Raw genomic sequence first — 24,427 nt, 5'->3', positions numbered from 1 at the left:
GATCCAATTTGGCGGGACTAGTCAGGAAAGGCAATTGCCGTCATGGTGCCGTCCACAAATGTTGTCTTTATACCCGCATCATTCATCAAGCTTTGTAAATGGCCAGTTGCGTCTGTGATTTTCTCTGATGTCAAAGCCTCTAGACGGCTCACGACGCTTTCATTGGCACCAAGCGCACGCATTGTTTTGAAATAATCAGCGTCGGTGAAATTACCGTCTAGCCCGTCCAAGAACGCATTCCAGAAATCAAAGAAATCATAATCAGGCAGAGCCGCATCGGTGATGCGCCCTATCAAATCGCCGCAGTCGTAATTACCCTCTGGCCCGTTGTTAATCGCAGTCTCTAGCGTTTTACCTTCCAACGCCTCTGTGCAACGCTTGAAACTATTGCTGTAAGTGTCTTGCAGATAATCATCCGCCACCAAACCCTTATCGACCAATATCATCGATGTCATTGTGTTGGCCCCGCCCTCGTTAATCCAGCTATAGCGGTTATGGGCGTAATGCTTGTCGCTGTGACCTTGGAATAAATGGGCGGCCTCATGAGTGAAAAACCATTGCAAATAAGAGAGTATGCGTGGGTTTTCCTCACGCAAACGATTACCGCTTAACTGCATGACAATCATATTACCGGGTAGCGCGCCGCCTGTCGCGGATAAGCCCTCTAATTCGTAGCCTTCAAAGGCGAGTAATATGGTTGCCTTATCCGTTAGGCCAAAGCCCCAACGCTCAGATAACGCCTTAAAGACAAGGGTTAAATCGTCATCAAATCGCCCAGAAATCCAGTCTGGCAAGCCTGGGTCAATTACACCAGCAAAGTCTTGACCTTGGGTAATATCCGTCTCGCCAACATAGGCATAGGACACTTTGCCATCCAAGTTGAGCGTGAATTCCCCATCATAGCTTTGCCCCCCGTAAAGAATGGGGCGCGAGGATTTTATCGTCAGCGGCGCTGCAAACAGATCACCTTTATTATTATAAACGTCACCGCCCAATGCTTCCAGTGCAGCCTCATCTTTTAGAGCAAACATATCAAATTGCCCTGCAAACACAGCTGTCCCCCCATCCGAGAAGTGAATGAACGGCGTGTAGCTCGCCTGCATCATACCGCTATAGGGCATGAGGGTTAGCTGCGCCTGATTATCGGTCAGCGTAATCGTATCAAAACCATATTTGCGGGCAAAGTCTGCGCCCGTGACAGACTGCCATGTTTCGCTGCGGTAATCATTGGTGGACCGTGAAAAGGCGTAAAGGTCGCCACCGTTAAGAGGGCCTGTGCCTCGCCGTTTTATATCAACCGTCCATGGCCCATCGCCGCCATCTGTCAGGGTCAGCGCAATCGGGGCGTCTATGGAGGGTTTATCTCGTTCGGAATTGTCCGCATTCTTGTTCGGTGCGCAACTGACGAGGGCAGTGCAAAGTAACATTAAAAATAAAGCCCGCATAAATCCCCCAATAAGGTTTAAACCATAACCCCGACAGACAGCTGATTTCAAATGACAAAACTGCAAGGACGCCGTCATTACCCGCCGCTTAATTCATCCATCCCCTTATAAAGACTCACAAAAATGTGAACTTTCTCACGGCTCACCCTTGCACGTCTTAAATGGGCCCCCATATCGGGCTCAACGGGTTCTGTGATGCTGGTTTTAGCATCATCGGGCCGTCTTAAATCAAACCTAGCCTATGGGCCGCAAGGGGCGGCTTCATGAATGGAGTGAAACATGTCAAAAGTTATTGGTATCGACCTTGGTACAACCAACTCTTGTGTGGCCGTTATGGACGGCGACAAAGCCCGCGTTATTGAGAATGCGGAAGGCCAGCGCACAACACCCTCTGTTGTGGCCTTTACCGAGGACGGCGAACGCCTGATCGGTCAAACGGCCCGTCGCCAAGCGGTGACAAACCCTGACCACACATATTATGCCGTCAAGCGCCTGATTGGTCGCGCGATGACAGACCCCGCCGTGAAAAAAGACAGCAAGCTTGTGCCGTATCAGATCGTTAAAGGTAAAGGCGGCGACGCCTATATTCAGGGTCGTGACAAAGTCCTAAGCCCGTCTGAAATTTCGGCCATGATCTTGACCAAGATGAAAGAGACGGCGGAAGATTTCCTTGGCTCCGAAGTGACCCAAGCCGTGATTACGGTTCCAGCCTATTTTAACGATGCCCAACGCCAAGCCACGAAAGACGCGGGTAAAATCGCTGGTCTTGAAGTGCTGCGTATTATCAACGAGCCTACTGCCGCGGCGCTGGCTTATGGTATGAACAAAGAAGACGGCAAAACGATTGCTGTTTACGATTTGGGCGGCGGTACATTTGACGTATCCATCCTTGAAATCGGTGACGGTGTCTTTGAAGTGAAAGCCACGAACGGCGACACATTCCTGGGCGGTGAAGATTTTGACATGCACATTGTCGAATATTTCAATGCCGAGTTCAAAAAAGACACAGGTATCGACTTAAAAGGTGACAAGCTTGCGCTGCAACGTCTTCGTGAAGAAGCCGAAAAAGCCAAAAAAGAATTGTCAACGGCGTCATCTTATGAAGTGAACCTCCCGTTTATTACGGCGGACGCCTCTGGCCCGAAACACCTGAATATGAAGCTGACACGTGCCAAGCTTGAAACACTTGTCGCTGACCTGATTAAGCGCACAATTGCTCCGTGTAAGAAAGCGCTTGCTGATGCGGGTTTGAAGGCGGCCGAGATTGACGAAGTTGTTCTTGTTGGTGGTATGACACGTATGCCAGCGGTGCAGGCGGCTGTAACAAAGTTCTTTGGTAAAGAGCCCCACAAAGGTGTGAACCCCGACGAAGTGGTCGCCATGGGTGCCGCTATTCAGGCCGGTGTCTTGCAAGGCGATGTTAAAGACGTGCTACTGCTGGACGTGACACCACTATCACTGGGTATTGAAACCGAAGGCGGCGTGTTTACGCGCATGATTGACCGTAACACGACAATCCCGACGAAGAAGTCCCAAGTCTATTCTACGGCAGCGGATAACCAATCAGCTGTGACCATTCGCGTCTCGCAAGGTGAGCGCGAAATGGCGGCGGATAACAAACTGCTTGGTCAGTTTGATCTGGTCGGTATTCCGCCCGCACCGCGCGGTATGCCGCAAATCGAAGTGACTTTTGACATTGATGCCAACGGTATCGTCAATGTGTCAGCCAAAGACAACGCCACAGGCAAGGAACAGCAAATCCGCATCCAAGCCAGCGGCGGCCTGTCCGACGCCGATATTGACGCTATGGTTAAAGACGCCGAAGCCAATGCGGAATCTGATAAAGAGCGCCGCGAGCTGGCCGAAGCCAAAAACCAAGCCGAGGCGCTGACGCATAAAGCCGAAGCCGACTTGAAGGAGCACGGCGAGTCGATCAGCCAAGAGGACCGCGACGCAATTGAAGTGGCCATTAAAGAAGCCCGCGAAGCGGCTGAAACGGATGACACAGCCGTGATTAATGACAAGGTACAGGTCTTGACCGCCGCCGTCATGAAAATGGGCGAAGCCATCTATGCGGCCGCTGGCCAAGGTGATGACGACGGCCCAATGTCAGCCGCAGCCGACGCGGCGGATGATGATGACGATGATGTTGTTGACGCCGAATTTGAAGACGTTGACGACGACAAGTCATAAGGCTTTGAATTGATAAATTAAAAGGCCTCTGTGATTATCATAGAGGCCTTTTTAAATGCGTTCGGGCGTCAAGTGGATAGGGGAACATCATGCTGGATTTTAATCAGTTAGAAAATTGCACGGTCAAAACCTCGCCCTTCACCTTTTTATCCGCAGAAGGTTGCGTGTCAGACGCTGACGGCGCGCGCATACGGGCCGATTATCCTGACATCAAAAAGACAGGTTACTGGCCGCTATCAAAGCTTAATGTCCACGGGGCCTTTGCCGAATTAATCGAGGATTTACAGTCCCCGCAATTTGCCGCCATTCTGTCGGATAAATTAGGGCTAGAGCTGCGTGATAAACCGCGCATGATAACCGTACGCAAACAGTCCAAAGCGGGCGATGGGCGCATCCATAATGATAGCGTCTCAAAAATTTGCACCTGCCTTGTTTACCTCAATGAAGACTGGGACCCCAATGAAGGCGGCGCCATCAGAGCGCTAAACGGGGATCAGGATATGGATGATTACGCGCTTGAGGTTAAGCCGCTGACGGGGAACGTATTTGCCTTTGCGCGCTCTGATACCAGCTGGCACGGCCACCCGCCCTTTGCAGGGACACGCTATGTTGTGCAGACCACGTTTTTGATTGATGACGACGCTTTGGCCCGCAAAGAAAATCGCGGCGGGCTTCAGATGCGCCTTAAAAAGCTCAATCCGTTCGCGCGTTAAACGACGGCTATAATCCCCCGATGATTATTATTTCAACACAAGCTTTTCCGCCCGACTCTGGCGGCAAACAAACCCTGATGAAGGGTCTGGCCAAGGCTGCCGCCGCTCATGATAGCGTTATGGTCCTAGCCGATAGGCCGCGCGAGACGGGCGGTATTGTTGATGAAAACGCGCCCTATAGCCGTCTTCAATTTGGCGGTCCTAAATTTATCCGTCAAAGGCTAAAGGCCGCCTATATCGCCAAGCTCGTCAAAGAAAACGCTGTGTCCCGTATTTTCTGCGACAGTTGGCGCAGCGCTGAGCATTTGCCTAAAAATTTGGGCCCGTCCGTTGTTATCTATGCCCACGGCAATGAATATCCGTTGGACACGTCCAAAGTAAAACGCCTGAAAGCGGTCTTCGAAAAAGTCGATCACATCATTGCCGTGTCCAGCCAAACGGCGCAGCGCGTTGGTAACGCCGTTGGCGGGGCGAGCACGCCAAAAATCCATATCGTTCATAACCCCGTCGAGCCCGCCGCCCCCATTAGCGCTGAGGACGAGACCTTTGCTGAGCAGCTTTGGCCGTCGGATGGCATACGCCTACTGTCGCTTTGTCGTCTGATCGATTGGAAAGGGGTGGATATGGCCATCACCGCTGTCGCTGAATTACGGGGCAAAGATGTGCCAGCGCAGCTTGTTATTGCGGGTATCGGTGATGACCGTCCACGTCTTGAGGCGCGCGTTAATGAACACGAATTGACTGACCATGTGCATTTTGCAGGTCGCGTCGAAGGCGGCCGAAAATCGGCTTTGTTTGAAAGCGCCGATATTTTCATGCAACCGGGCCGCAAAATTGGCGACCAATGCGAAGGCTTTGGTATCACCTATATTGAAGCCGGGCTTCACGGCTTGCCTTCTATTGCTGGTGATGCGGGCGGCGCGCCCGATGCGGTGATTGACGGAAAAACGGGCCTTGTTGTAGACGGCACAAATCAATCGGTTGTCACCAAGGCTTTGTTACGCCTTATTGACGAACCCGCTTTGGGTCACCACATGGGACAGGCGGCGAAGGCCCACGGGCGAACATTATTGTGGGACACACAAATCAAGCAGATTTTAGATCTGACGGCAGACGAAAAGTCAGGGATATAAATTATGGCAAAACGTGATTATTACGAAGTGCTGGGCGTTGCAAAGACAGCGGACGAAAAAACCATGAAAACCGCCTTTCGCAAAAAGGCGATGGAATGTCACCCAGACCGTCACCCTGATGACGAAGGCGCCGAAGCGCGGTTCAAAGAACTGAACGAAGCATACGGCATATTATCTGATCCGCAGAAACGCGCTGCCTATGACCGCATGGGCCACGGCGCATTTGAACAAGCGGGCGCAGGCGGCGGTGCAGGCGGCTTCCAAGATTTCGGCGATATCTTCTCTCAAATTTTTGGTGGTGCTGCGGGCGGCGGCGGTGGCTTTGGCGATATGTTTGGCGGCGGCGGCGGGCGGCAACGCCAAGCGCGCGGCTCTGATCTGCGCTATGAGATGGAAATCACCCTAGAAGAAGCCTTTGCGGGCAAGGACATGGATATCACCGTGCCAATTGCGGAGGATTGCGACCGCTGCGACGGTATGGGCGCAGAACCAGGAGCCACGGTTGAGACCTGTTCAACATGCGGCGGCGCAGGACGCGTGCGCACGCAACAAGGGTTTTTTACAATGGAACGGGCGTGTTCAACCTGCGGCGGGCAAGGGGAATATGTCTCAAACCCTTGCCGTCAATGTGACGGTCAAGGCCAAGAACGCAAACAAACCACGCTGGACGTCTCTATCCCCGCGGGCGTCGAAGACGGCACACGCATCCGCCTAACGGGACAAGGCGACGCGGCGCCCAGCCGTAATGGCGGCGGACAGCGCGGTGATTTATATCTGTTTATCTCGACAAAGCCGCACGGCCTATTTGAGCGTAACGGCGCGGACCTTTATTGTAACGCGCCTGTGCCCATGGCGACGGCGGCCCTTGGCGGAGAAATTGAAATCCCGACGATTGATGGTGGGCGCTCTAAGATTAAAATCCCCGAAGGCAGCCAGTCTGGCAAACGCATGCGCCTACGCGGTAAAGGCATGTCTGTGCTGCGGTCTGCCGCGCGCGGGGATATGTATGTCGAACTGTCTGTCGAAACGCCCAGCAAGCTAACCAAGCGCCAACGCGAAATTTTAGAAGAGTTTGCATCAGAATCAGGCGTGGATACCAGTCCCGCATCGCAGAACTTTTTTAATAAAGCCAAGCGCTTTTGGGATGATTTAACAGACTAGCATTGGGCACTGACCGTGATGGATTGATTTTATGACAACGATGTCATAAAATGGTATCAGACGTCAGGAGACCCTTATGCGCATGATATCAAAAGCTGTTTTCATCAATACATTATGCCTTACCGTGGGCGCCCTAGCCTTAGGCCATATGAGCTACGCCCAGAGCGCCCCGATTGAAGACGAGGTTATTGCGCGAGGTACAATTCGCGGCGGCGACCCGGCCATGGGCGCATTTTTTTCAGGCGACTTTGCAACTGCCGAAATTGAATTTCAAAAAAACTTTCGCCGTATCAAACGCGATGAGATGCAATTGCGCGAAAACGTGCGCAGTGCCAATACGGGCTCTATCACATCTGAAATCATCCAAGGTCCCGGCGCTGTTGGATCTGGCAGTGGATCTGCCGAAGTCCGCACCACTTCTGCTGCGCCGAACCTGTCTGGCCTAACTCAGCGCGCACAACGCACAGGCGAAGGCGTGACCAGTGGCAAAGACCTTGGCTTTCAGCGTTATATGATGGCGATGTCGCAATTAAAGCTCGGCAAATTTGACGCGGCTGAGGACAATTTTAAAACGGCGCTGGCGCTGAATAACCGCCTCTTTGACGCTGACTTACGGCTGGGTTTACTGGCCTTAAATGATAGCGATAGCAAGACAGCCCGCAAACATTTGCGTGCCCTTGACCGCGCCGCAAAACGCTGCCGCGACGCGTGTGAAAATGCGGACGAGATAAAAGCCGCCCAAACAGAGCTATCCGCCTTGCTTGAGCAATTTGAAGGCTAGTCCAATATAACAGCTAGGTTGACCCTATGGGCTAGGCTCATCAGATGATATGACAGGGCGAAATGTGCTCGCCCCTGCTGTGATGCTGCCCCATAAATCATCAGCCTCATTCGCGTCATCAATATCGCGCGTTAAGTGCCATAGCGTCTGGATATAAGGGCCGCCTGCGTCCTCGCTCATCTGGCCCACCCAGGCGGTCATAGAGCTGTATCCTTTGAAATTGACGGTAAAACTGACTTGGTCGCCTTGCACAAAACCACGTAGGGGAAAGCTCTGTGATTTATCAGGCTGTCCGACATTGGTTTTGTAAACACCTGATAGCTCACCGTCTAATGCCGTAAAGCGGACTTGCGACCCACGGTCATTTTCCCACAACCCGTCTATTATGGCGGGCGCGCTTTGCTCTGTTGGGGTATCAGCCCCTTGTGCAGGACTGCATGACGCCAAAACCAAGCTGGCAATAAGTAAAATAGATTTCATCATATACATTAAGGTGGCTGAATTAATTTGGGGTCTTGATTGGATTGGCTTTAAAATAATCCAGCTTATCCGTCAGCACATTGTCTTTGGGGTCTGGTCTTGGCGTGAACACCATCCAGCTATCATTGTCCTTGCTATGCGCTTCCCAGCGCGGGAGATCAGCAGAATTAGGGTCGCCGTTACGGATAAAATTCATCCAATAGCTTTGCATCGGATTGGGACGCGTGCCCCATAAGAGGCCCGTTTCTGCGCCATGCGGCGTGCCGGGCTGCCCCGCGACGTCGGCGTCAATATAATAAAGATAACCACCAATGACATGCTGTTCCATGGCGCGCACGGTTTCGCGAGACGAAAGCACATAACGAATATCACCCATAATACGCTGCGCAGCTTGGGCGTCACTGACCGCAAAATCATCAGCGTATAAATCTTTCACCGCTGGCAGGTCGTCAAATAGCGCGAGAAAGCTGTCATCGGTAAACCCAGCACCATATAGGATGCCACCACCGTCAAAGCTGTTCCCCCCTGCGATATAGGGCACAGGCGCTTGGTCCCCGCGGCGGAACATATCCACGGGCTGCGCGGGAATTTCAGGGGTTTCGATGTAAGGCAGAATAAAGTGCGGGGTTTCTTTGACAAGATCAGACGCAGATTTTTGCTTTAAACTATCCAGCGATTGTATCCGCATCGTCGCCAATTGTTCTGCCGTATAATTGGCCGCTTTTGGGAATGGAAATGCGCCGTATCCCGCCCGTGAAATTGCGCGTGCAAATTTACCTTGCGCCGTAGGTGTGACCATTAAAAGCTGCACCATCATGCCGCCTGCGCTATGTCCTGCTATGGTGATATTATCTTTATCACCACCAAAGTTCTCGGCATTACTGCGCACCCAGTCTAGCGCCGCGACCACATCAAGAAGGCCAAAATTGCGCGGGTCATCAGCCCCCCATCCGGCGTAATCATAAAAACCAAGCCGTCCCAATCGGTAATTCATCGTCACGACCATAAAGCCTTGATTGGCCAGTGCCGCAGGGCCGCTACCGCCTTGACCAGCGATAAATTCACCACCGTGAATTTGAAACAGAACGGGTAAATCCGCACCAGGCTTTGTATTCTCTGGCGTGAAAACATTGATAAAGAGGCAATCTTCCGATGCAGATTCTGAGCCCTTTTGCGGGCAAACGCTGCCCGGCGTGTCAAAGGTTTTCACACCGTCCCAGCTTGGCGCAATTTTTGGGGTGTCCCACCGCTCTGCGCGGGCATACTCGATGCCGATAAACCCCGTCAGGCCGTTCTCAGAGACCCCTTGGGCGATGCCCTGTGTTGTGCTGACTTGGCCGACGTCCAGCGTAGGACCAGAGGAACAGCCCCATAGGATAAGGGCGGCACCGAGTGTGCCGAAAACTGATTTCGAAGATAGCATGATTAAAGTCCTGCAAATCCAAGGATAAGGTAAAGCCCCGTCGTCAGCGCCCCACCAATGAGCGCAAAGGGCAGTTGCGTGCGGATATGATCGATATGATCATTGCCCGTCGCCATAGACGTAATGATAGACGTATCGGATGTCGGCGAGCAGTGATCGCCAAAGACGCCGCCGCCAAGGGCCGCCGCAATGGCGAGGCTGACATTCGTATCCATGCCTTGGGCCAGCGGTACGGCGATGGCAATCATTATCGCAAATGTCCCCCAGCTTGTTCCCGTACTAAAGGCGACGAAACAGGCGGTTAGGAATATCATGGCAGGTACCAGCGCGGGGCTCATATAGGCCCGCGCCACGTCAGCCACATATTGTCCCGTGCCAAGCTCCCGACACAGCGTGCCCAGCGCAAATGCCAGTACCATCAAAATGGCCAATGGCACCATGCCCGACATGCCCTTTAGCGACAGATCAAACATATCGCGAATACCCAGCAGACCTTGCGCCTTATACATCACAAAGGCGATGAGGCAGGCAAAGGTCGTGGCATATAAAACCGACGTCGAGCCGGAACCGCTTTGCAGCGCTGCGAGCCAGCCATTTCCTTTGTCGCCCGTCATAATCAAAAATGTCGGCATGAGTAAAACCATGGCCGCAATGGGCACAATCATGTTGCGCGCGCGAGGTTTCAGCCCCGTTTTCATCTCTATCTCGGATAGCTCACCCGCGAGCATGGGCACAGCGCCTTCGCGCAATATCGTGCCGCGCGCTTCGGCTTTTTTCATTTCGCCAACATTGCGCCCCGTGACGATCACTAGAAATATCGTGATAATAACAATCATCGGATAAAAATTATACAGCGTCGCCTTTAGCAGTTCCCCAAATGGTGCGTCCATGCCTTGGGCCATCAACAGCCCCGTGATAAACGCGCCCCACGCATTAAACGGCAACAGGATACAGCTTGGCGATGACGTCCCGTCAGCAATATAAGCAAGCTTCTCTCGCGGGATATTTAACTTATCAAAAACGGGACGGTAAAGCGTGCCGACCGTGAGGATAGAGATATTACTCTCGATAAAAATCACAAGGCCCGTCGCCATAGCGAGCAATTCAACTTTCACGCGGCTTTGGCTGCCCTCGCCCGCTTTTTCAAGCTTAGCAAGAAGCCCGTCAATAAACCCCTGCACCCCGCCAGAGCGCTGAATAAGGGCGATCAGCGCCCCGACAACGAGGGTAAAGATAATGATGCGCGTATTACCCGCATCGGTGAACACATCGACAAGGCCGTTAATCGTCCCAAATGTTCCGTCCAGCGGATTACCGCCCGCCAATATCAAAAACCCAACCCATAGCCCCGCGAGCAATGACAGAAACACTTGCCGCGTCACAAGCGCAAGACCAATCGCCAAAACCGGCGGGAGTAAAGAGAGTAATCCAAAATTTTCCATACCCCGTGTTAGCGGGGAAGTGGGATGGGGGGAAGAGGGAAAAGATGGGGCAATCCGCTCATTACGAAAACACCCTAGCGCCTAAGGCCTAATTGACTTAAGCCTCAGATATAGCAGCCATCACTCGCTTAGGGCATGATCATGAAAACACTGGCGATTATTTTTACAGGACTTGTCGCTCTGTTACATTTGGGTTTTATGATCGTTGAAATGTTTTTTTGGACGCATCCCATTGGCTACGCCATGTTTAATACAACAGAAATTTTTGCGGCGCAGACGGATTTTATGGCTTCGAACCAAGGTCTCTATAATGGATTTTTAGTCGCTGGCTTAGGCTGGGGACTATTGTCCAAACGACGTGACGTGGTCATCTTTTTCTTGCTCTGCGTCATTACTGCGGGCGTTTGGGGGGCGGTCACAGTGAAACCCACAATCTTTATCGTACAGTCTATACCTGCTATTATCGCGCTTGGATTGACGGTATTGTCGTCTCGCAAACCCTAAACCTGAGAGTCAATGCGCCCTATCCCTTTTTAGGCCCATCGCCCAGCAAACTGTCCAGCCGTTCGGCCAAATCGTCTGCATCAACATTTAACACGCCTGGATCATCGGGTTGACGCGTGGCGGTTTTGGCAGCGGGGATATCATCAGCGGGTTTCTCGGCGACGATCTCCACCTTGGGCGTTGGGACATTAACGCCAACGCTGCGGCGTGCCGCCCCCGCTTCAAACCGTGGATGGATTAATTCGCCCGTTTCACCAAAACTAAAGACGAGGCGGCGCCAGTCTTGGTCGGTATAATCAAAAGCCGTCCCTTGCGGGTCGAGATCTGACCAATCGGGTTCTGACGGGGCGACAGCCGCACGCTCTAGCCACAGCCGCGCATCGGCGTCGTTATCAAGCATAGTTTCCGCCTGATAGGCCAATTGGCATACACGTGTGGTCGGGGCCTCTGACACGACAAGCGGCGAAAGCGCGGACCAGGCCGCAACGCCGTCACCCCGTCGAAGCGCGTCCTCAGCAATCATCAAAATACTTTCCGAATGGCCGGGATTGGTTTTGGCAAGGGCTGCGATACGCTTTGTGCGGGTCTTCTCGGACTCGCCCGCCATTGTATCATTCATCGCGAGCGATAACGCAGGATGCGGGCGCACGGCCCAGGCTTTTTCGATCAGGTTGATAGCTTTTTTCGCACGATCAGATTTGGTCAGAAGCCGTGCCGCCAACGCCACGCCAGGTGCAAAATCAGGCGCCGTACTCGCAGCAGATTGCGCTAGCTCTAATGCCGTCTCAAGGTCTAGTCCTGCATCGGTTAAGCGGTCAGCCTCTGCCGTCATCAGCACAGCACGGCGGCGGCGGGCCGTTTCTTTATCAATATGCTTGCGGCGTTCCCCGCGCGCCAAAGTCTCGCTTGCCGCCGCCCATTGATGATCTTCAAGCTGGGCTTTGAACAAAACATCAAAGGCCCAATGGGCTGATTTGTCATTATCATAGGCCGTTTTGGCCAGCTCGATCGCGCCAGCAATATCGCCCGTGGCAAGGCGTTGTTGTGCCAATCCGCGGCGACCCGTTGCCTCCGTTTTGGGGTCATCGAGCATGGCTTCATATTGTGTCATCGCTTCGAGGTTGTCGCCGCAGGCTTCAGCGGCTTGGGCCGATACAATTCGACCCAAAGCATTAGAGCCGACAAGAGCGCGTGCCCGTTCAGCCTTTTTACGGGATTTATCCGCGTCACCTTCGGCCCCCGCCAGCAGCGCATCTTCCATTGCATCCAGCGCTTGGTTACGGCGGCGTAGACCCATGCCTGATTTCAAACGACCCGGTAAGCGGAATAAAAAGGTCACAAAAGACCACAGCAAAATAATACCGATGAGGGCCAGCGTGGCAATAACGGTAAAAATCTTCCAGCTGAGCGTGATGTCAAAATTTAAAAACCCGCGCGGGCTAGTCGATGTCAGCACAAGCTGTGAGCTATCCCCGATATAGAGCAAAAAACCCGCAATTGCGGCCATAATAAAAACAATGGCAATTACATATTTCATCATAATCGTTTCACTCTCTTATTACCGTCAATCCCAGTGGATAGCGCCTCTAATTTTGACGTCTGGCCGCAAGCAACCAATCGCTAGCCTTATTTTGGGCGTCTTGTGGCATCGCCTCTACAATAGAGACCGCCTGCGTAATGTCACCCGTCTCAATCGCCTCTGCAATATTATCCAGCTGTCGTTCTGCGCGTTTGACATCCTCTGGATTACGGACAGAAATGTGTTTTTTTAATGTCTTGGCCATCCATCCCGCATCCGCCTCTTGCGGCTCTGTCGTGAGCGCGTCAAACACCGTTTCGCGCGGGAAAGCGGGGAGCAGCACAGGCTCTTTTACAATTGTTGGGGCAGCGGCCATTGCGCGCGTTTCGCCCAAGCCCTGCTCTAGCCCGTCAATGCGGGCGCGCAACGTCTCGACGTCATTGACGAGGTCCGCAACGCGTTCATCATTCCCAAGGTCTTGCCCAACGAACTCTTGCGAGGCGGTAGCGGGTGATGTCGGCTCCACCGCCGCTTGCGCGACCATATCATCACGAAGACTTTGCAGCGCTGTTTCCATGGCGTCGACTTGGTCACGCAATGTCTCAATGGTTTCCGCGCTTTGGGCATCAAGCTCAACGCGAGTTGTTGCCGCCAGCGGCGCGTCCGTTGGCATGGGTTTAGCCCGCACCTCAATTGACGCAGGGCGGTTGTTAATTTCGCTTTGCAATAATTTTAGCTGCGCGCCCTGCCCTGTCAGTGTTGTCTCTGCCTTATCCAGCCTCGCGGTCAGCGGCGATAAATCAACGCGCGGCGCTTGGGTGATGTCAGAGTCATTCGGCGTGAGATAGTTTACGGCGCCCCATCCACCCGCAGCGCCCAAGACGGACGCCAGTAAGAACAAAACGCTCGCCCCGCCCCAGCCAATGCCGCGTTTAAAGGGCGTCATGGGTTGAACGACAGTGTCACACTCATTGAAGGTTTCAAATGCATTGCCGTCACTACCGGTGGGGTCATCAATAATGTCATCGACGGTTTCATTAGGTTTATCTATATCGCTCATAACGCAGTTCTATAACGTCCTGTGCTCAAGCGCAATCAAGCTCTCCAGCATCGCGTCTTCATTGGGGGCCTTGGCAATAAGACGGCTTTGCGGTGTCAACGAACCAAGGGCCGCGTCTACTACTGGGCTAATGGATAGCGTCGTTATGCGGGATATATCGGGGGCAAAACCCGCCAGAGTTTGGGCCGCCAAGGGCGAATAAAGGGCGATGATGTCCACAGCGTTCACATCTATATCGGGACGTTTTAAAACAGGTGCCGAGGCATATAATGTCTCACGTCTCGCGCTTAATCCCGCCGCTTTTAAATCCTCCACAATTGTCCCGCGCACATGCCGCCCCGCCATATGCCAATAGGGGCGTGTTTTATCCGGCTCGTCCAAGATAAGCGCCGTCACATCATCAGCACGCCCCCCCGCAGAGCGCACGCGAGAAAAGCCCGCCTCCAGACAGTGCTGCGCGGTTTTATCACCGACCGTCACCACGGGATAATGCCGAGCACGGTCACGTGCACAAAAGGCGTCCACACCATTAGAAGAGGTGAAAATCAATATCGCGTCATGCGGCGGCAAAGCAGGCATGGTCGTCGGTGAGCTGAGGGTCAGCAGCGGAGCAACAATCGTTTTAAAGCCTGCGACCTCGAACCGCTTGGCCGAGGCATCGGCATTAGGGGCCGTGCGCGTTATCCACACGCATTTCATCTAAGCGCCATCCCCTATAGAAGAGTCCCACAAGACGATGTCACCAATCTCGGCTTTGACCTCTTGGCCCAAGCCAAAGCCCAAATCAAAAGCCTCTTTTGGCGTGCTGACACTGGCATGGCTTTGTGTGCCGTAATGCTTAGACCCGTCTGTGGCGATGACTTCCCCGCGAAAGGATAAATCAGAGCCAGCAAATGTGGCCAGCGCCGCAATCGGCGTGCGGCATGAGCCGTCCAGTGCATTAAGGAACGCGCGTTCCGCCGTGATAGCGAGCATCGTGTCCCGGTGGTTTAGCACCTCGACCGCATCGCGCGCGCGAGCATCTTCACGACGAAGTTCAATTCCCACAGCGCCTTGGGCGGGAGCGGGTAGCATCAGCTCTGGTGGCACGGCCTGCGTAATGACAGCCTCTTGGCCCAATCGTTTTAGTCCCGCGCAGGCCAAAAATGTCGCGATAAATTCACCCGTTTCAAGCTTAGCGAGACGCGTACCGACATTGCCGCGCAATAAGCAAAAATCCACATCAGGGCGAAGTCGCGCCAATTGCGCGCGGCGACGAATGGACGCCGTGCCAATCACCGCGCCGTGGGGCAAGTCCAGCACGCTGCTAACCTCATTTGAGATAAAAGCGTCGCGCGGGTCGGCGCGCTCTAACACCGCGCCAATCATGAGCGCGTCTTGGCCCACTGTTGGGACGTCTTTCATACTATGGACAGCCAAATCAATACGCCCATCAATCAGCGCGTCCTCAAGCTCGCGCGTGAAAAGCCCTTTACCGCCAAATTGGGATAAATGCCCTTTAATCTGGTCGCCTTTGGTCTTGAGGATTTTAATCTGGACACGGTCATCATCCCAGCCGTGGGTGGAGAGCAGTAAATCCCGCACACGGTTCGCTTGCCATAAAGCCAAAGGCGAGCCGCGCGTGCCAATAAGAATCACGTCTGATTTGGGAGTGGATGAAGGGATAGATTGCAAAGCTTTGGCTCTCACGCTATTTGACGATGATATGTCCCCGTCAATAGCCCCGCATAAGCCCCAAAAGCAAGATATTGTCGCGCCTGTCTTCATTCTAGGTGTCGAGAGCAGCTGTGACGAAACAGCCGCCAGCGTGCTGCGCCGCGATCCTGATGGCAGCACCCATATCCTATCGTCCATCATCGCCAGCCAAGACGAATATCACGCGAAATTTGGCGGCGTTGTCCCCGAGATTGCCGCCCGCGCCCATATGAGCATCATTGACGCTATTATCGACCAAGCCGTGACAGAAGCGGGGGTGGATTACAGCGATTTATCGGCTGTGGCCGCCACATCAGGGCCAGGATTAATTGGCGGGGTCATCACCGGATTGCTCGCCGCCAAAGGACTATGCCTGTCACTGGATATTCCGTTGATTGCGGTCAACCATTTGGAAGGTCATGCCCTCTCCCCGCGCCTATCAGGGCCGTGTGCATTTCCTTATTTACTGCTGCTTGTGTCGGGCGGGCATACGCAGCTTTTATCCGTCAAGGGCCTGGGCGATTATGAACGGCTAGGCAGCACAGTTGACGACGCAGCCGGTGAAGCGTTTGATAAAACAGCCAAAGTCATGGGACTAGGTTTTCCGGGCGGGCCGAATGTGGAACGCGTGGCGGCGGGGGGCGATCCTAAATCCGTGAAATTACCCCGTCCCTATTGGGGGCAAGACCATGCCAATTTTTCTTTTGCGGGCCTAAAGACCGCCGTTGCGCGCGCGTGGCGGAGCAGTGACAAGTCCGAACAAGACGCCGCCAATGTCGCCGCCAGCTTCCAAGCCACAGTCTGCGAGGTTCTGTCAGAGCGCACAGGCCGCGCCATGGATATGTTCACAAAAGACATTATGTCCACAAATGAGGTGGAGCCGTCAGATACCCCCCACCGCTTTGTTGTTGCAGGTGGTGTTGCGGCGAATAAAGCCATTCGCGGGGCGTTGGAGCATTTATGCGAGGCAAAGGGTTTTAGCCTTAACGCGCCGCCCATGGTCTATTGCACGGATAATGCCGCAATGATTGCGCTCGCCGGCCTTGAGCATTTCATACAGGGGAATATTAGCGATTTATCGGCCAAAGCGCGACCCCGTTGGCCGCTGGATAGTGCGGCAGCAAAATCTGATCCCGCCAGCGGGTCTGGGAAAAAGGGCCCTAAATCATGAGCACACTTCATTATCAAAACATCGGCGTGATCGGCGCAGGGGCCTGGGGCACAGCGCTGGCGCAATCTTTGGCTAGCGCAGGACGTGACGTCACATTATGGGCCTTTGAGGCAGACTGCGCTGAGGCGATTAATAGCGCGCATGAAAACACGCTTTTCCTGCCGGGGGTGAGCCTTTCGCCCAAAATAACCGCCGTGAATGACCTGTCGGTTATGGCAAAATGTGACGCCGTATTGGCCGTGACGCCCGCGCAGTTCATGCGTAAGTCGCTCGCCGCTTACGCCCCGCTCGCGCCAGAGGGGCAGCCGATTGTGCTGTGTTCCAAAGGGATTGAAATTTCGACCCGTATGTTCATGTCAGATGTCCTGTCCGAGGTCGTCCCCCGAGCTGTGCCGGCTGTGCTGTCTGGCCCCAGCTTCGCTATTGATGTGGCCAAGGGATTACCCACAGCGGTGACTTTGGCCTGTGAAGATGTGGATGTGGGCGAGGCGTTGATGCAAGCGATAGCCGCCCCCACATTCCGCCCCTATTTATCGACCGATGTTTTAGGCGCAGAAATTGGCGGGGCTGTCAAAAATGTGTTGGCGATTGTCTGCGGAATTGTTCTGGGCAAAGAGTTGGGACGTTCGGCCCATGCCGCGATTATTGCGCGCGGCTTTGCCGAAATGACACGGCTTGGCACGGCGCTGGGTTGTGCGCCCGAAACCCTCACTGGATTATCGGGGCTAGGGGATTTGGTGCTAACATGTTCAAGCGAGCAGTCGCGCAATATGTCCTGCGGCCTTGCGATGGGACGCGGACAAAGCGCGCAAGATATTGTCAACTCCCGCACAGCCGTAACAGAGGGCGTGGCGACGGCGCCCGCCCTGAAAGCGCTTGCGCAGCAACATAGTGTCGATATGCCGATTTGTTTTGCGCTGGCCGATATACTCGACGGGCAGATTACCGTAGACCAAGCGATTACCGCGCTCTTGTCGCGCGACCCCAAAAGAGAGCACTAATATGCAGTTCATGATATATTCTGAAGACGTCACAGACGGCCTGCCCATTCGCCAAGCCACGCGTGAGGCGCATTTAAATTGGCTGAAAAGTGACGCGGCGGTGAGCGTCCAAGTCGCAGGTCCGTGGATGGACGACGACGGGACGATGCGCGGGAGCCTCCTGATTGTCGACTGCCAAGACCGCGTGACACTCGACGCATGGATGGCGCGCGATCCGTATAAAATTGCGGGCCTGCCGGGTCAGATTATTGTGCGAGCCTATAAGGTCGCAATTAATAATCTTTAGCGCACCACTTTATAAATAGTCACATCGCCGTCTTCCAAATCATCGACAGCGGGCGTGAGGTAATCGGGCACGATGCCTTGTTTTAAAACGCCGTAAAGCCCGTCTGGGTTTTCATCAATGAGGTTTTGCGTTTCCGCCGTGGGACGACAAAAGTGCAGATAATCAATATCATTGTCCTTCAATAGCGATTTGGCCACATCAGGGGTCGAGGTGCCGATATTTATTTGCAGCGCAATGCCCGTAATATTACGGTGATAATTGCCCGAAATTGAACGGTGTTTTGTGGCGTTAAGGATTGGCGCGCCGCCGTTGCTGGTCGCGGCAATAACGCCCGTCGGTAATGTGTTTAGTGCGTCCATCACCGATGATGAATAACAAGCGGTGGCTTTGCTGGCTTCCGTCGCGGCATTATCTGCTTCTGACATCAATATCCCCGGCACAGCCCAGATGAGCGGCACAGACAAAGCCAGCGCGCCGATATAGGCGATGTTGGACGGCTTGGGCGTATCACTCGCGTCGTCATGGGCCGCTAGTTTTCCTACCCCCGCCTGATAGGTCTTCGCAATCCATCCCGCCAGCGGCAGGATAGAAACGACATAAGCAAATGGGAAAAAGCGCTGCTGATAAATCGTCAGCCCGAGCGCGCCGAGCAAGAGCATCAAGATTAAGACAGTCCCGCCCCATCGGCGATTTTTCCAAATGGCCACTATTAGCATCCCCAGCGCCAGAAGCGGTGCGCCCAACATATAGGGAATTTCCATCGCGGCATTTTTCATACCCAAACTCAGCCCCTTGGCTTCGCTGATATTAGAGAGCCACAAACGATCAACCACATCAGGCAGAACATTGAGCGGGTTATTGAGGCATTGCGGGGCTTGAAACGATAGCACCAACACGCATGCCACGCCCAAAACACCAAGCCCCATAAAACGAAGCATCAAAGACCGCGCTGATAGTCCGCTCGCAAGGCTTGCAAGGCCCAATCCCCCCACCAACGCCGCGCTAAGCGTGATCAGCGATAGCGCGTCGCACGCCACAACACCGTATTCAGAGGGGGCGATAGTGCCGAAAAAACATACGACCAATCCTGCGCACAAGCCCAGACCAAAGCCTTGCGTTCCCGCCCGTGCAGACGCGCCCAAGACCATCCAGTTGAGCGCAACAAAGGCGCAGATGATTGCGGCGAAAATATAAACCTCCACACCCACAGCCAATGATGTCGCCACCGCTGCGCCAGAGGCGGCAAAGGTCCAAAATCGGCGTTTGGGATCAAGCAGCAGAACCACCGCCCAAGCCACTAATCCCATTTGAACATTGTGATGATCAATCGCGCCAGGCGTAAAGCGGTAAAAATTCAATACAAAAAAAGCGAGCAGAACGAGGGTAAAGCCATATGTCGCCTTGGGGTTTATACCGTATTGCGCGGCCCAAAATTTGGCCCCCGTTGTCATGGCGAAAATTAAAACTAACGCAGAGAGCGGCGGCCACACTGTATAAGATATCTGCAACGCCGTCTCTTGGGTTGTGAATAGATCAAAGATATGGGTCAGGATAATCAGCGGAATATCGGGAATACGCGACCAGTGCATATCTGTGCCGCCCGCAAGGCCGAGGCGGTATTGGTTGGTATCAAACCACCCTTGACCCAGAAGGTAATCGCGAATTTGGACAAGCCGCATGACATCATCATTATCCTGGCCAATATCACCCAGGCTGCCTTTGGCGGCTGCCATTATAAAGATCAGCGCAATCATAAGCAGCCCCGCCCAAAGCGTTGGTGCGCGCAAGATAAATTTCGGCAAAGCAAAACCAGCGTCGGATGTCGTATCAGCCATTGAAATGTCCTGTGACTTTCGTCTTTTTGTTTCCTGAAATTTAACCTTAACGCCTTAAGAAATACTGAAATGAAACAGCCCGAACGCGTTTTATGCAAACCGTTAAAGAGGCATGATTGGTGAGGATGGCGTTATGAGTAATCAATTTGGTGATTTAAACATCGCAGTTTTACTGCCCTGTTATAATGAAGAGGCCGCCATTGCGCAGGTCGTTTTAGATTTTCGCCGCGTCCTGCCCGGCACACGCATTTATGTCTATGATAATAATTCATCGGATAATACATCCGAGCAAGCCGCGCGAGCAGGCGCAACTGTTGTGCCGTCACGCCGCCAAGGCAAAGGCAATGTCGTGCGCCAAATGTTTGCCGATATTGATGCCGATATTTATATTATGGCCGATGGTGACGGAACCTATGACGTGTCTGCCGCCCCGACCCTGATCCAAACACTATTGGATGAGCGCGTTGATATGGTTGTCGGCACCCGTAATGACGTCACGATAGACGCGGGCCGTAAAGGCCATGCCTTTGGCAATAATCTGTTTAACAAAGTCTATCAGGCCATTTTTGGCAATGACTTTTCCGACATTTTTTCAGGCTACCGCGTGTTTACGCGCCGCTTTGCAAAATCATTTCCAGCCATGTCGCCAGGCTTTGAGATTGAGACAGAAATGTCCGTTCACGCCTCGTCCCTGCGTTTACCTGTCAAAGAAGTTGGCACAGATTACGGCGTACGCGGCGAAGGATCAGAGAGCAAGTTATCGACCTTTCGTGACGGCTTTCGTATCCTGCGCATGATTGCGACTTTGATGAAAGAAACGCGGCCATTTTTGTTTTTCTCTTATCTTGCCGTTGGTCTGTTGGGCGTTTCCATGTTTACCGCAACGCCCGTCTTGATTGAGTATTTCCGGACAGGATTAGTTGACCGTATGCCGACATGGGTGATGTCCATGACGATGCTGTTGGCCTCACTGATGGTGTTTATGGCGGGTGTCATTCTTGATTCTGTTGCGCGCGGTCGTAATGAGCAAAAGCGTATTCATTATCTGTCCATTGCCCCCTCACGCGGTGAGCAACATATCCATAGCACACCCCGCCTGCGCGAACGTCGCGGTACGGTCAAGGCGGAAGGCTCTGTCAAAGAACGCAATGAAAAATCAGCAAGGGGTTAGTCATGAACCGCGAGACCACCAATAAAATCCGCTTTGTCCTAGAAGACATCTTGCCGGCCTTCATCCGCGATAGCGCGGCGTTCAAAGGGTTTGCCAGCCTTGTCTGGGGAAAGCATATTGCAGATCTAGCCAAGTTCCGCGAACGGGCTCCATTCCTCACCGATGAAGAATATGAGGCGCTATATAAACATCATCCACGCGTTCACGAAGGCACAGATAATTCCAAAGCGTGCCTAGACCGAATGGCGCTGGACGCACGCGGCACATCCATTTGTGATGTGGGCTGCGGCACAGGTTATACGCTGGATAAAATCCGTGATGCGCGCCGCGATATGACGCGTTTTGTCGGCGTTGATTTTGCCATTGACGATGCCAACGCCATTAAAGGGATTGAGTATGTCGCCGCCAAAGTTGAAGACTTACCGTTTGCGGATAATGAGTTCGATACCGTCATCTGCACCCATGTGATTGAACATGTGTTGGATTACCGCGCCGCCATAGCAGAGCTTCGCCGTATCACGAAAAAGCGGCTTATCATTATTGTGCCGCGCGAACGCGAATACCGTTATACTTTTAATCCTCATTTTAATTTCTTCCCTTATACCCATAGCTTTCTGCGCGCGATGCAACCCGTGCCCGCAAAACATGCCGTGGAAGATATTAAGCGCGATATTTATTATTACGAAGATATGAGTGAGCCGGCAGAAAACATGATGCCAATTATGGATATCGTCGCCTAATGAAATCTGTCAGCTTCACAGGGTTATCGCCCGCTGTTGCGGCGCTTTTAATTGCAACGCCCATTATGATTGCGGGCGGGCAGGTCTTGTTTAAAATGACGAGCGAGCGGTTGCTTGCGCGCGGTGACGCCGCCTTTGCCTCTGTCATGTTTGACCCCGTCTTTATTGCCGCACTCGCCCTTTACGGCGGGGCGACTTTGCTCTGGATTTTTGTGCTTAAATCCGTGCCGCTATCCTTTGCCTATTCTTTCATGGCGCTGACTTTTGTCATCGTACCACTTCTCGCCGCTGTGTTTTTAAAAGAGACCATTGGCCTGCGCTATATGATTGGCTCTGCCCTGATTATGGCCGGATTAATTGTGGTGCAAAATTAGATTAATTCCCCCTTTCCCTTTTGACGCTGCGTAGTAGAAGTAACGCCAAGATATAAAAGGGCCTCTCCATGGATAATTTTCAAAATAAAACTGCCTTCGTCACGGGGGCAGCCTCTGGCATTGGCTTATCCATTACGCGCGCCTTGTTAAAATCTGGCGCAAATGTCATGATGAGCGATATTAACGCGGATGCACTGAGCAAGGCGGCAAACAGCTTGCGGACCGAGACAGGCGGCAGCGTCGATACCGTCACATGTGATGTTGGCAATATGGACAGCGTCGTTGCGGCGGCCAAAGCGACCACAGACCGTTTTGGCAAGGTGCACCTCCTCTTTAATAATGCGGGGGTTGGCCTTGCGGGACGGCCCGGCAATATCGCCATCAAAGACTGGCAATGGATTGTTGATATTAACCTGATGGGTATTGTTCACGGCATAGAGGCTTTCGTGCCTGCCATGGTTGCTCACGGCGAAGGCGGACATATTGTCAACACAGCCTCTATGGCGGGGCATTTTACGATGGCGGGCATGGCGCCCTATCACGCGACGAAATTTGCGGCCGTTGGCTATAGCGAAACACTGGCCCAAGAACTTGCGCCTGTAAATATTGGCGTCTCTGTGCTGTGTCCGACATGGGTAAAATCAAAAATCCATATGGCCGCCTTTGGCCGCCCAACGGCGTCTGAAAAATCTGGCAACGGCGAGGCAACGAAGATTGACGGCACTGCGGCAAAAGTCTTTGAGATGACCAAAGGTCTTGTTGAAAATGGTATGGAGCCTGACGTGTTGGCCGATCTTGTTCTGAAGTCCATCACCGCAAAACGGCTTTATATCTTTAACGATCCCGAAGCCCGCGCCTCTATCGATATTCGCCGCGATATGATCCTTAAAGACTTTGATGCCTGCTTAGACGATTTGGGCTTTAAAGATTAGAGGCGATTTAATTCGCCCCCGCCTCAGTCAGTAGCGTCAAAAGCAATATTTCATAGGCCAGATGCGGGTCTTTATTCTCCCAGCTTTCATTGGGCGCGTGGGCGTTACGCGATATGCCGCCTCGCCCCATCGTCAGGGACGGAATGCCCAAAGATATGGGGATATTCGAATCTGTAGAGGATGCATGAAGGCTCGGCGCGTAACCCTCTGAGATTAGCGCGGCGACTGCGTTAGTAACAAGCGTGCTTCCTCGGTCGCCCTCACCGGCGGGGCGTTTGCCAACCGATTTAACCTCAACCGTCAACGCCTCATTAGATGTCCGCCGCGCGTTTTCAACCTCGAGCGCTTCAGCCATCGCCGCTTGAAAAGCGCCGTCCAGCTTTGCCAATTTAGCAGGGTCGGTCGAGCGCATGTCGACCTCCATCCAACTGGTAAACGGAATTGAATTAATGGACGTGCCGCCGCCGATACGGCCCACGGAAAAGGTGGCTTTCACGCCGGGGAGTTTCGTGATTGGTGTGGCAGCGTCAGTAAAGCGCGTGATGGCTTCGGCCAAAGCCTGATGCGGATGGGCGCGCCCAAAGGCGCCGTAGCTATGCCCGCCGGGGCCAGAAAACGTCACGCGGTAACGGTTTGATCCCACCGCATCCACCACAAGCCGTTCCAGACCGCCGCCGTCAATCGCGATGAAGCTGTCGATTTGCGGGCTGCCGTCTTTAAACAAATGCCGCACACCACGCAGGTCGCCTAATCCCTCTTCGCCAATTGATCCCACAAATAAAATGTCGTCGCGCGTCTGAATATTATGGGTCTCCATGACCTCTATGAGCGACATCATCGCGACCATGCCTTGACTGTTATCGCCAATACCGGGCGCGTAAAAGACATTGCCGTCGCGGCGCACTGTGACATCGGTTTCAATTGGAAACACGGTATCAATATGGGCAACGACAGCGACCGTGCGGCCGCCCTCTGTGCCTTTGCGGCGCGCAATGACATTGCCAACACCGTCAAGGCTGACGTCGCTCAGACCTAGCGCGGTCAGGCGTTTTGCAAAATCAGCCGCGCGCGTCTCTTCGCCAAATGGAGGCGCTGGAATTTCGGTGATCTCAATCAAGCGCTTAATATTCTTGTCGTTCATGGATTGGAAATCAGCAAATGCTGCTTGGATATCGCCGCGGTTGCGCAGAGCTTTTATGCGGGCCGTCGCCGCTGGGTCAGCCGTTAGCGCTTGCGCCGCCGCCTTGACTTGCGGCGCAGTAATCGTCTCTGCTTTTATCTCTGTTTTCATTTGGGGCGCAGTATCAGCACAGCCCGCCACGCTTAGCGCTAATAATGTTGTCAGGGTTACTTTTTTCAATGTCATGA

General features: G+C 53.3%; 23 protein-coding genes. 13 read left to right on the top strand and 10 right to left on the bottom strand.

What is annotated here, in order from left to right; all coding sequences use genetic code 11:
* Positions 1-17: 17 nt before the first annotated feature.
* Entirely contained in the window at positions 18-1,445 is a 1,428-nt protein-coding gene (locus AB6B37_RS15815; RefSeq protein ID WP_371396824.1) for a hypothetical protein, read from the bottom strand.
* 279 nt (positions 1,446-1,724) lie between these two features.
* On the opposite strand from AB6B37_RS15815, the gene dnaK reads away from it, so the two are divergent.
* The 5 genes from dnaK to AB6B37_RS15790 all read left to right on the top strand — a co-directional run bounded on the left by dnaK (position 1,725) and on the right by AB6B37_RS15790 (position 7,426).
* Positions 1,725-3,638, top strand: a complete 1,914-nt coding sequence (gene dnaK, locus AB6B37_RS15810; RefSeq protein WP_371396823.1) for a molecular chaperone DnaK — start codon at positions 1,725-1,727, stop codon at positions 3,636-3,638.
* 89 nt (positions 3,639-3,727) lie between these two features.
* Positions 3,728-4,351, top strand: a complete 624-nt coding sequence (locus AB6B37_RS15805) for a 2OG-Fe(II) oxygenase (RefSeq protein WP_371396822.1) — start codon at positions 3,728-3,730, stop codon at positions 4,349-4,351.
* A 20-nt stretch (positions 4,352-4,371) separates the two neighbouring features.
* The gene (locus tag AB6B37_RS15800; RefSeq protein ID WP_371396821.1) at positions 4,372-5,484 is read left to right on the top strand and encodes a glycosyltransferase family 4 protein; all 1,113 of its coding nucleotides are present in this window, start codon (positions 4,372-4,374) and stop codon (positions 5,482-5,484) included.
* Positions 5,485-5,487: 3 nt separating this feature from the next.
* Positions 5,488-6,645, top strand: a complete 1,158-nt coding sequence (dnaJ, locus tag AB6B37_RS15795; protein WP_371396820.1) for a molecular chaperone DnaJ — start codon at positions 5,488-5,490, stop codon at positions 6,643-6,645.
* A 76-nt stretch (positions 6,646-6,721) separates the two neighbouring features.
* Positions 6,722-7,426: a tetratricopeptide repeat protein gene (locus tag AB6B37_RS15790; RefSeq protein WP_371396819.1), complete on the top strand. Its 705-nt coding sequence runs from the start codon at positions 6,722-6,724 to the stop codon at positions 7,424-7,426.
* Positions 7,427-7,450: 24 nt separating this feature from the next.
* Here the strand turns inward: AB6B37_RS15790 and AB6B37_RS15785 are convergent, their stop codons facing one another.
* From AB6B37_RS15785 to AB6B37_RS15775, 3 genes are read right to left on the bottom strand one after another with little or no spacing between them, the layout of a single operon-like run.
* Positions 7,451-7,915, bottom strand: a complete 465-nt coding sequence (locus AB6B37_RS15785) for an avidin/streptavidin family protein (RefSeq protein WP_371396818.1) — start codon at positions 7,913-7,915, stop codon at positions 7,451-7,453.
* Between the two features lie 13 nt (positions 7,916-7,928).
* Positions 7,929-9,329, bottom strand: a complete 1,401-nt coding sequence (locus tag AB6B37_RS15780) for a carboxylesterase family protein (RefSeq protein ID WP_371396817.1) — start codon at positions 9,327-9,329, stop codon at positions 7,929-7,931.
* A 2-nt stretch (positions 9,330-9,331) separates the two neighbouring features.
* Positions 9,332-10,771, bottom strand: a complete 1,440-nt coding sequence (locus AB6B37_RS15775; RefSeq protein WP_371396815.1) for a Na+/H+ antiporter NhaC family protein — start codon at positions 10,769-10,771, stop codon at positions 9,332-9,334.
* A 141-nt stretch (positions 10,772-10,912) separates the two neighbouring features.
* Here AB6B37_RS15775 and AB6B37_RS15770 point away from each other — a divergent pair, with 141 nt between their 5' ends.
* On the top strand, positions 10,913-11,275 hold the full coding sequence (locus AB6B37_RS15770; RefSeq protein WP_371396814.1) for a DUF1304 domain-containing protein: 363 nt from the start codon (positions 10,913-10,915) through the stop codon (positions 11,273-11,275).
* Positions 11,276-11,294: 19 nt separating this feature from the next.
* On the opposite strand, the gene AB6B37_RS15765 is transcribed toward AB6B37_RS15770, so the two are convergent.
* From AB6B37_RS15765 to hemC, 4 genes are read right to left on the bottom strand one after another with little or no spacing between them, the layout of a single operon-like run.
* Entirely contained in the window at positions 11,295-12,815 is a 1,521-nt protein-coding gene (locus tag AB6B37_RS15765; RefSeq protein WP_371396813.1) for a heme biosynthesis protein HemY, read from the bottom strand.
* A 46-nt stretch (positions 12,816-12,861) separates the two neighbouring features.
* Positions 12,862-13,854: a hypothetical protein gene (locus tag AB6B37_RS15760; protein WP_371396812.1), complete on the bottom strand. Its 993-nt coding sequence runs from the start codon at positions 13,852-13,854 to the stop codon at positions 12,862-12,864.
* 9 nt (positions 13,855-13,863) lie between these two features.
* Complete coding sequence (locus AB6B37_RS15755; protein WP_371396810.1) at positions 13,864-14,544, bottom strand: uroporphyrinogen-III synthase; 681 nt, start codon at positions 14,542-14,544, stop codon at positions 13,864-13,866.
* 9 nt (positions 14,545-14,553) lie between these two features.
* On the bottom strand, positions 14,554-15,519 hold the full coding sequence (gene hemC, locus AB6B37_RS15750; protein WP_371398472.1) for a hydroxymethylbilane synthase: 966 nt from the start codon (positions 15,517-15,519) through the stop codon (positions 14,554-14,556).
* Between the two features lie 40 nt (positions 15,520-15,559).
* On the opposite strand from hemC, the gene tsaD reads away from it, so the two are divergent.
* From tsaD to AB6B37_RS15735, 3 genes are read left to right on the top strand one after another with little or no spacing between them, the layout of a single operon-like run.
* Positions 15,560-16,720: a tRNA (adenosine(37)-N6)-threonylcarbamoyltransferase complex transferase subunit TsaD gene (gene tsaD, locus AB6B37_RS15745; RefSeq protein ID WP_371396809.1), complete on the top strand. Its 1,161-nt coding sequence runs from the start codon at positions 15,560-15,562 to the stop codon at positions 16,718-16,720.
* Entirely contained in the window at positions 16,717-17,721 is a 1,005-nt protein-coding gene (locus AB6B37_RS15740) for an NAD(P)H-dependent glycerol-3-phosphate dehydrogenase (RefSeq protein ID WP_371396808.1), read from the top strand. The genes tsaD and AB6B37_RS15740 overlap by 4 nt, the downstream gene beginning before the upstream one ends.
* Before the next feature lies 1 nt (position 17,722).
* On the top strand, positions 17,723-18,007 hold the full coding sequence (locus AB6B37_RS15735; RefSeq protein WP_371396807.1) for a YciI family protein: 285 nt from the start codon (positions 17,723-17,725) through the stop codon (positions 18,005-18,007).
* Here the strand turns inward: AB6B37_RS15735 and AB6B37_RS15730 are convergent.
* Positions 18,004-19,842: a hypothetical protein gene (locus AB6B37_RS15730; protein ID WP_371396806.1), complete on the bottom strand. Its 1,839-nt coding sequence runs from the start codon at positions 19,840-19,842 to the stop codon at positions 18,004-18,006. The two genes, AB6B37_RS15735 and AB6B37_RS15730, sit on opposite strands and share 4 nt — an antisense overlap.
* A gap of 133 nt (positions 19,843-19,975) precedes the next feature.
* Here AB6B37_RS15730 and AB6B37_RS15725 point away from each other — a divergent pair, with 133 nt between their 5' ends.
* The 4 genes from AB6B37_RS15725 to AB6B37_RS15710 all read left to right on the top strand — a co-directional run bounded on the left by AB6B37_RS15725 (position 19,976) and on the right by AB6B37_RS15710 (position 23,059).
* Positions 19,976-21,013 (top strand): glycosyltransferase, encoded by a 1,038-nt coding sequence (locus tag AB6B37_RS15725; RefSeq protein ID WP_371396805.1) that lies wholly within the window; start codon positions 19,976-19,978, stop codon positions 21,011-21,013.
* Positions 21,014-21,015: 2 nt separating this feature from the next.
* On the top strand, positions 21,016-21,753 hold the full coding sequence (locus AB6B37_RS15720) for a class I SAM-dependent methyltransferase (RefSeq protein ID WP_371396804.1): 738 nt from the start codon (positions 21,016-21,018) through the stop codon (positions 21,751-21,753).
* Entirely contained in the window at positions 21,753-22,127 is a 375-nt protein-coding gene (locus tag AB6B37_RS15715) for a transporter (protein ID WP_371396803.1), read from the top strand. The genes AB6B37_RS15720 and AB6B37_RS15715 overlap by 1 nt, the downstream gene beginning before the upstream one ends.
* A 68-nt stretch (positions 22,128-22,195) precedes the next feature.
* The gene (locus tag AB6B37_RS15710; RefSeq protein ID WP_371396802.1) at positions 22,196-23,059 is read left to right on the top strand and encodes an SDR family NAD(P)-dependent oxidoreductase; all 864 of its coding nucleotides are present in this window, start codon (positions 22,196-22,198) and stop codon (positions 23,057-23,059) included.
* A gap of 7 nt (positions 23,060-23,066) precedes the next feature.
* On the opposite strand, the gene AB6B37_RS15705 is transcribed toward AB6B37_RS15710, so the two are convergent.
* The gene (locus tag AB6B37_RS15705) at positions 23,067-24,425 is read right to left on the bottom strand and encodes a M20/M25/M40 family metallo-hydrolase (RefSeq protein ID WP_371396801.1); all 1,359 of its coding nucleotides are present in this window, start codon (positions 24,423-24,425) and stop codon (positions 23,067-23,069) included.
* Positions 24,426-24,427: the final 2 nt, after the last annotated feature.

It is taken from the genome of Fretibacter rubidus (assembly GCF_041429785.1).
In the GTDB taxonomy this organism is placed as follows: Bacteria; Pseudomonadota; Alphaproteobacteria; order Caulobacterales; family Maricaulaceae; genus Fretibacter; species Fretibacter rubidus.
Note: the sequence above shows the minus strand (reverse complement) of the source record. Positions and strands in the feature narration are given on the sequence as shown.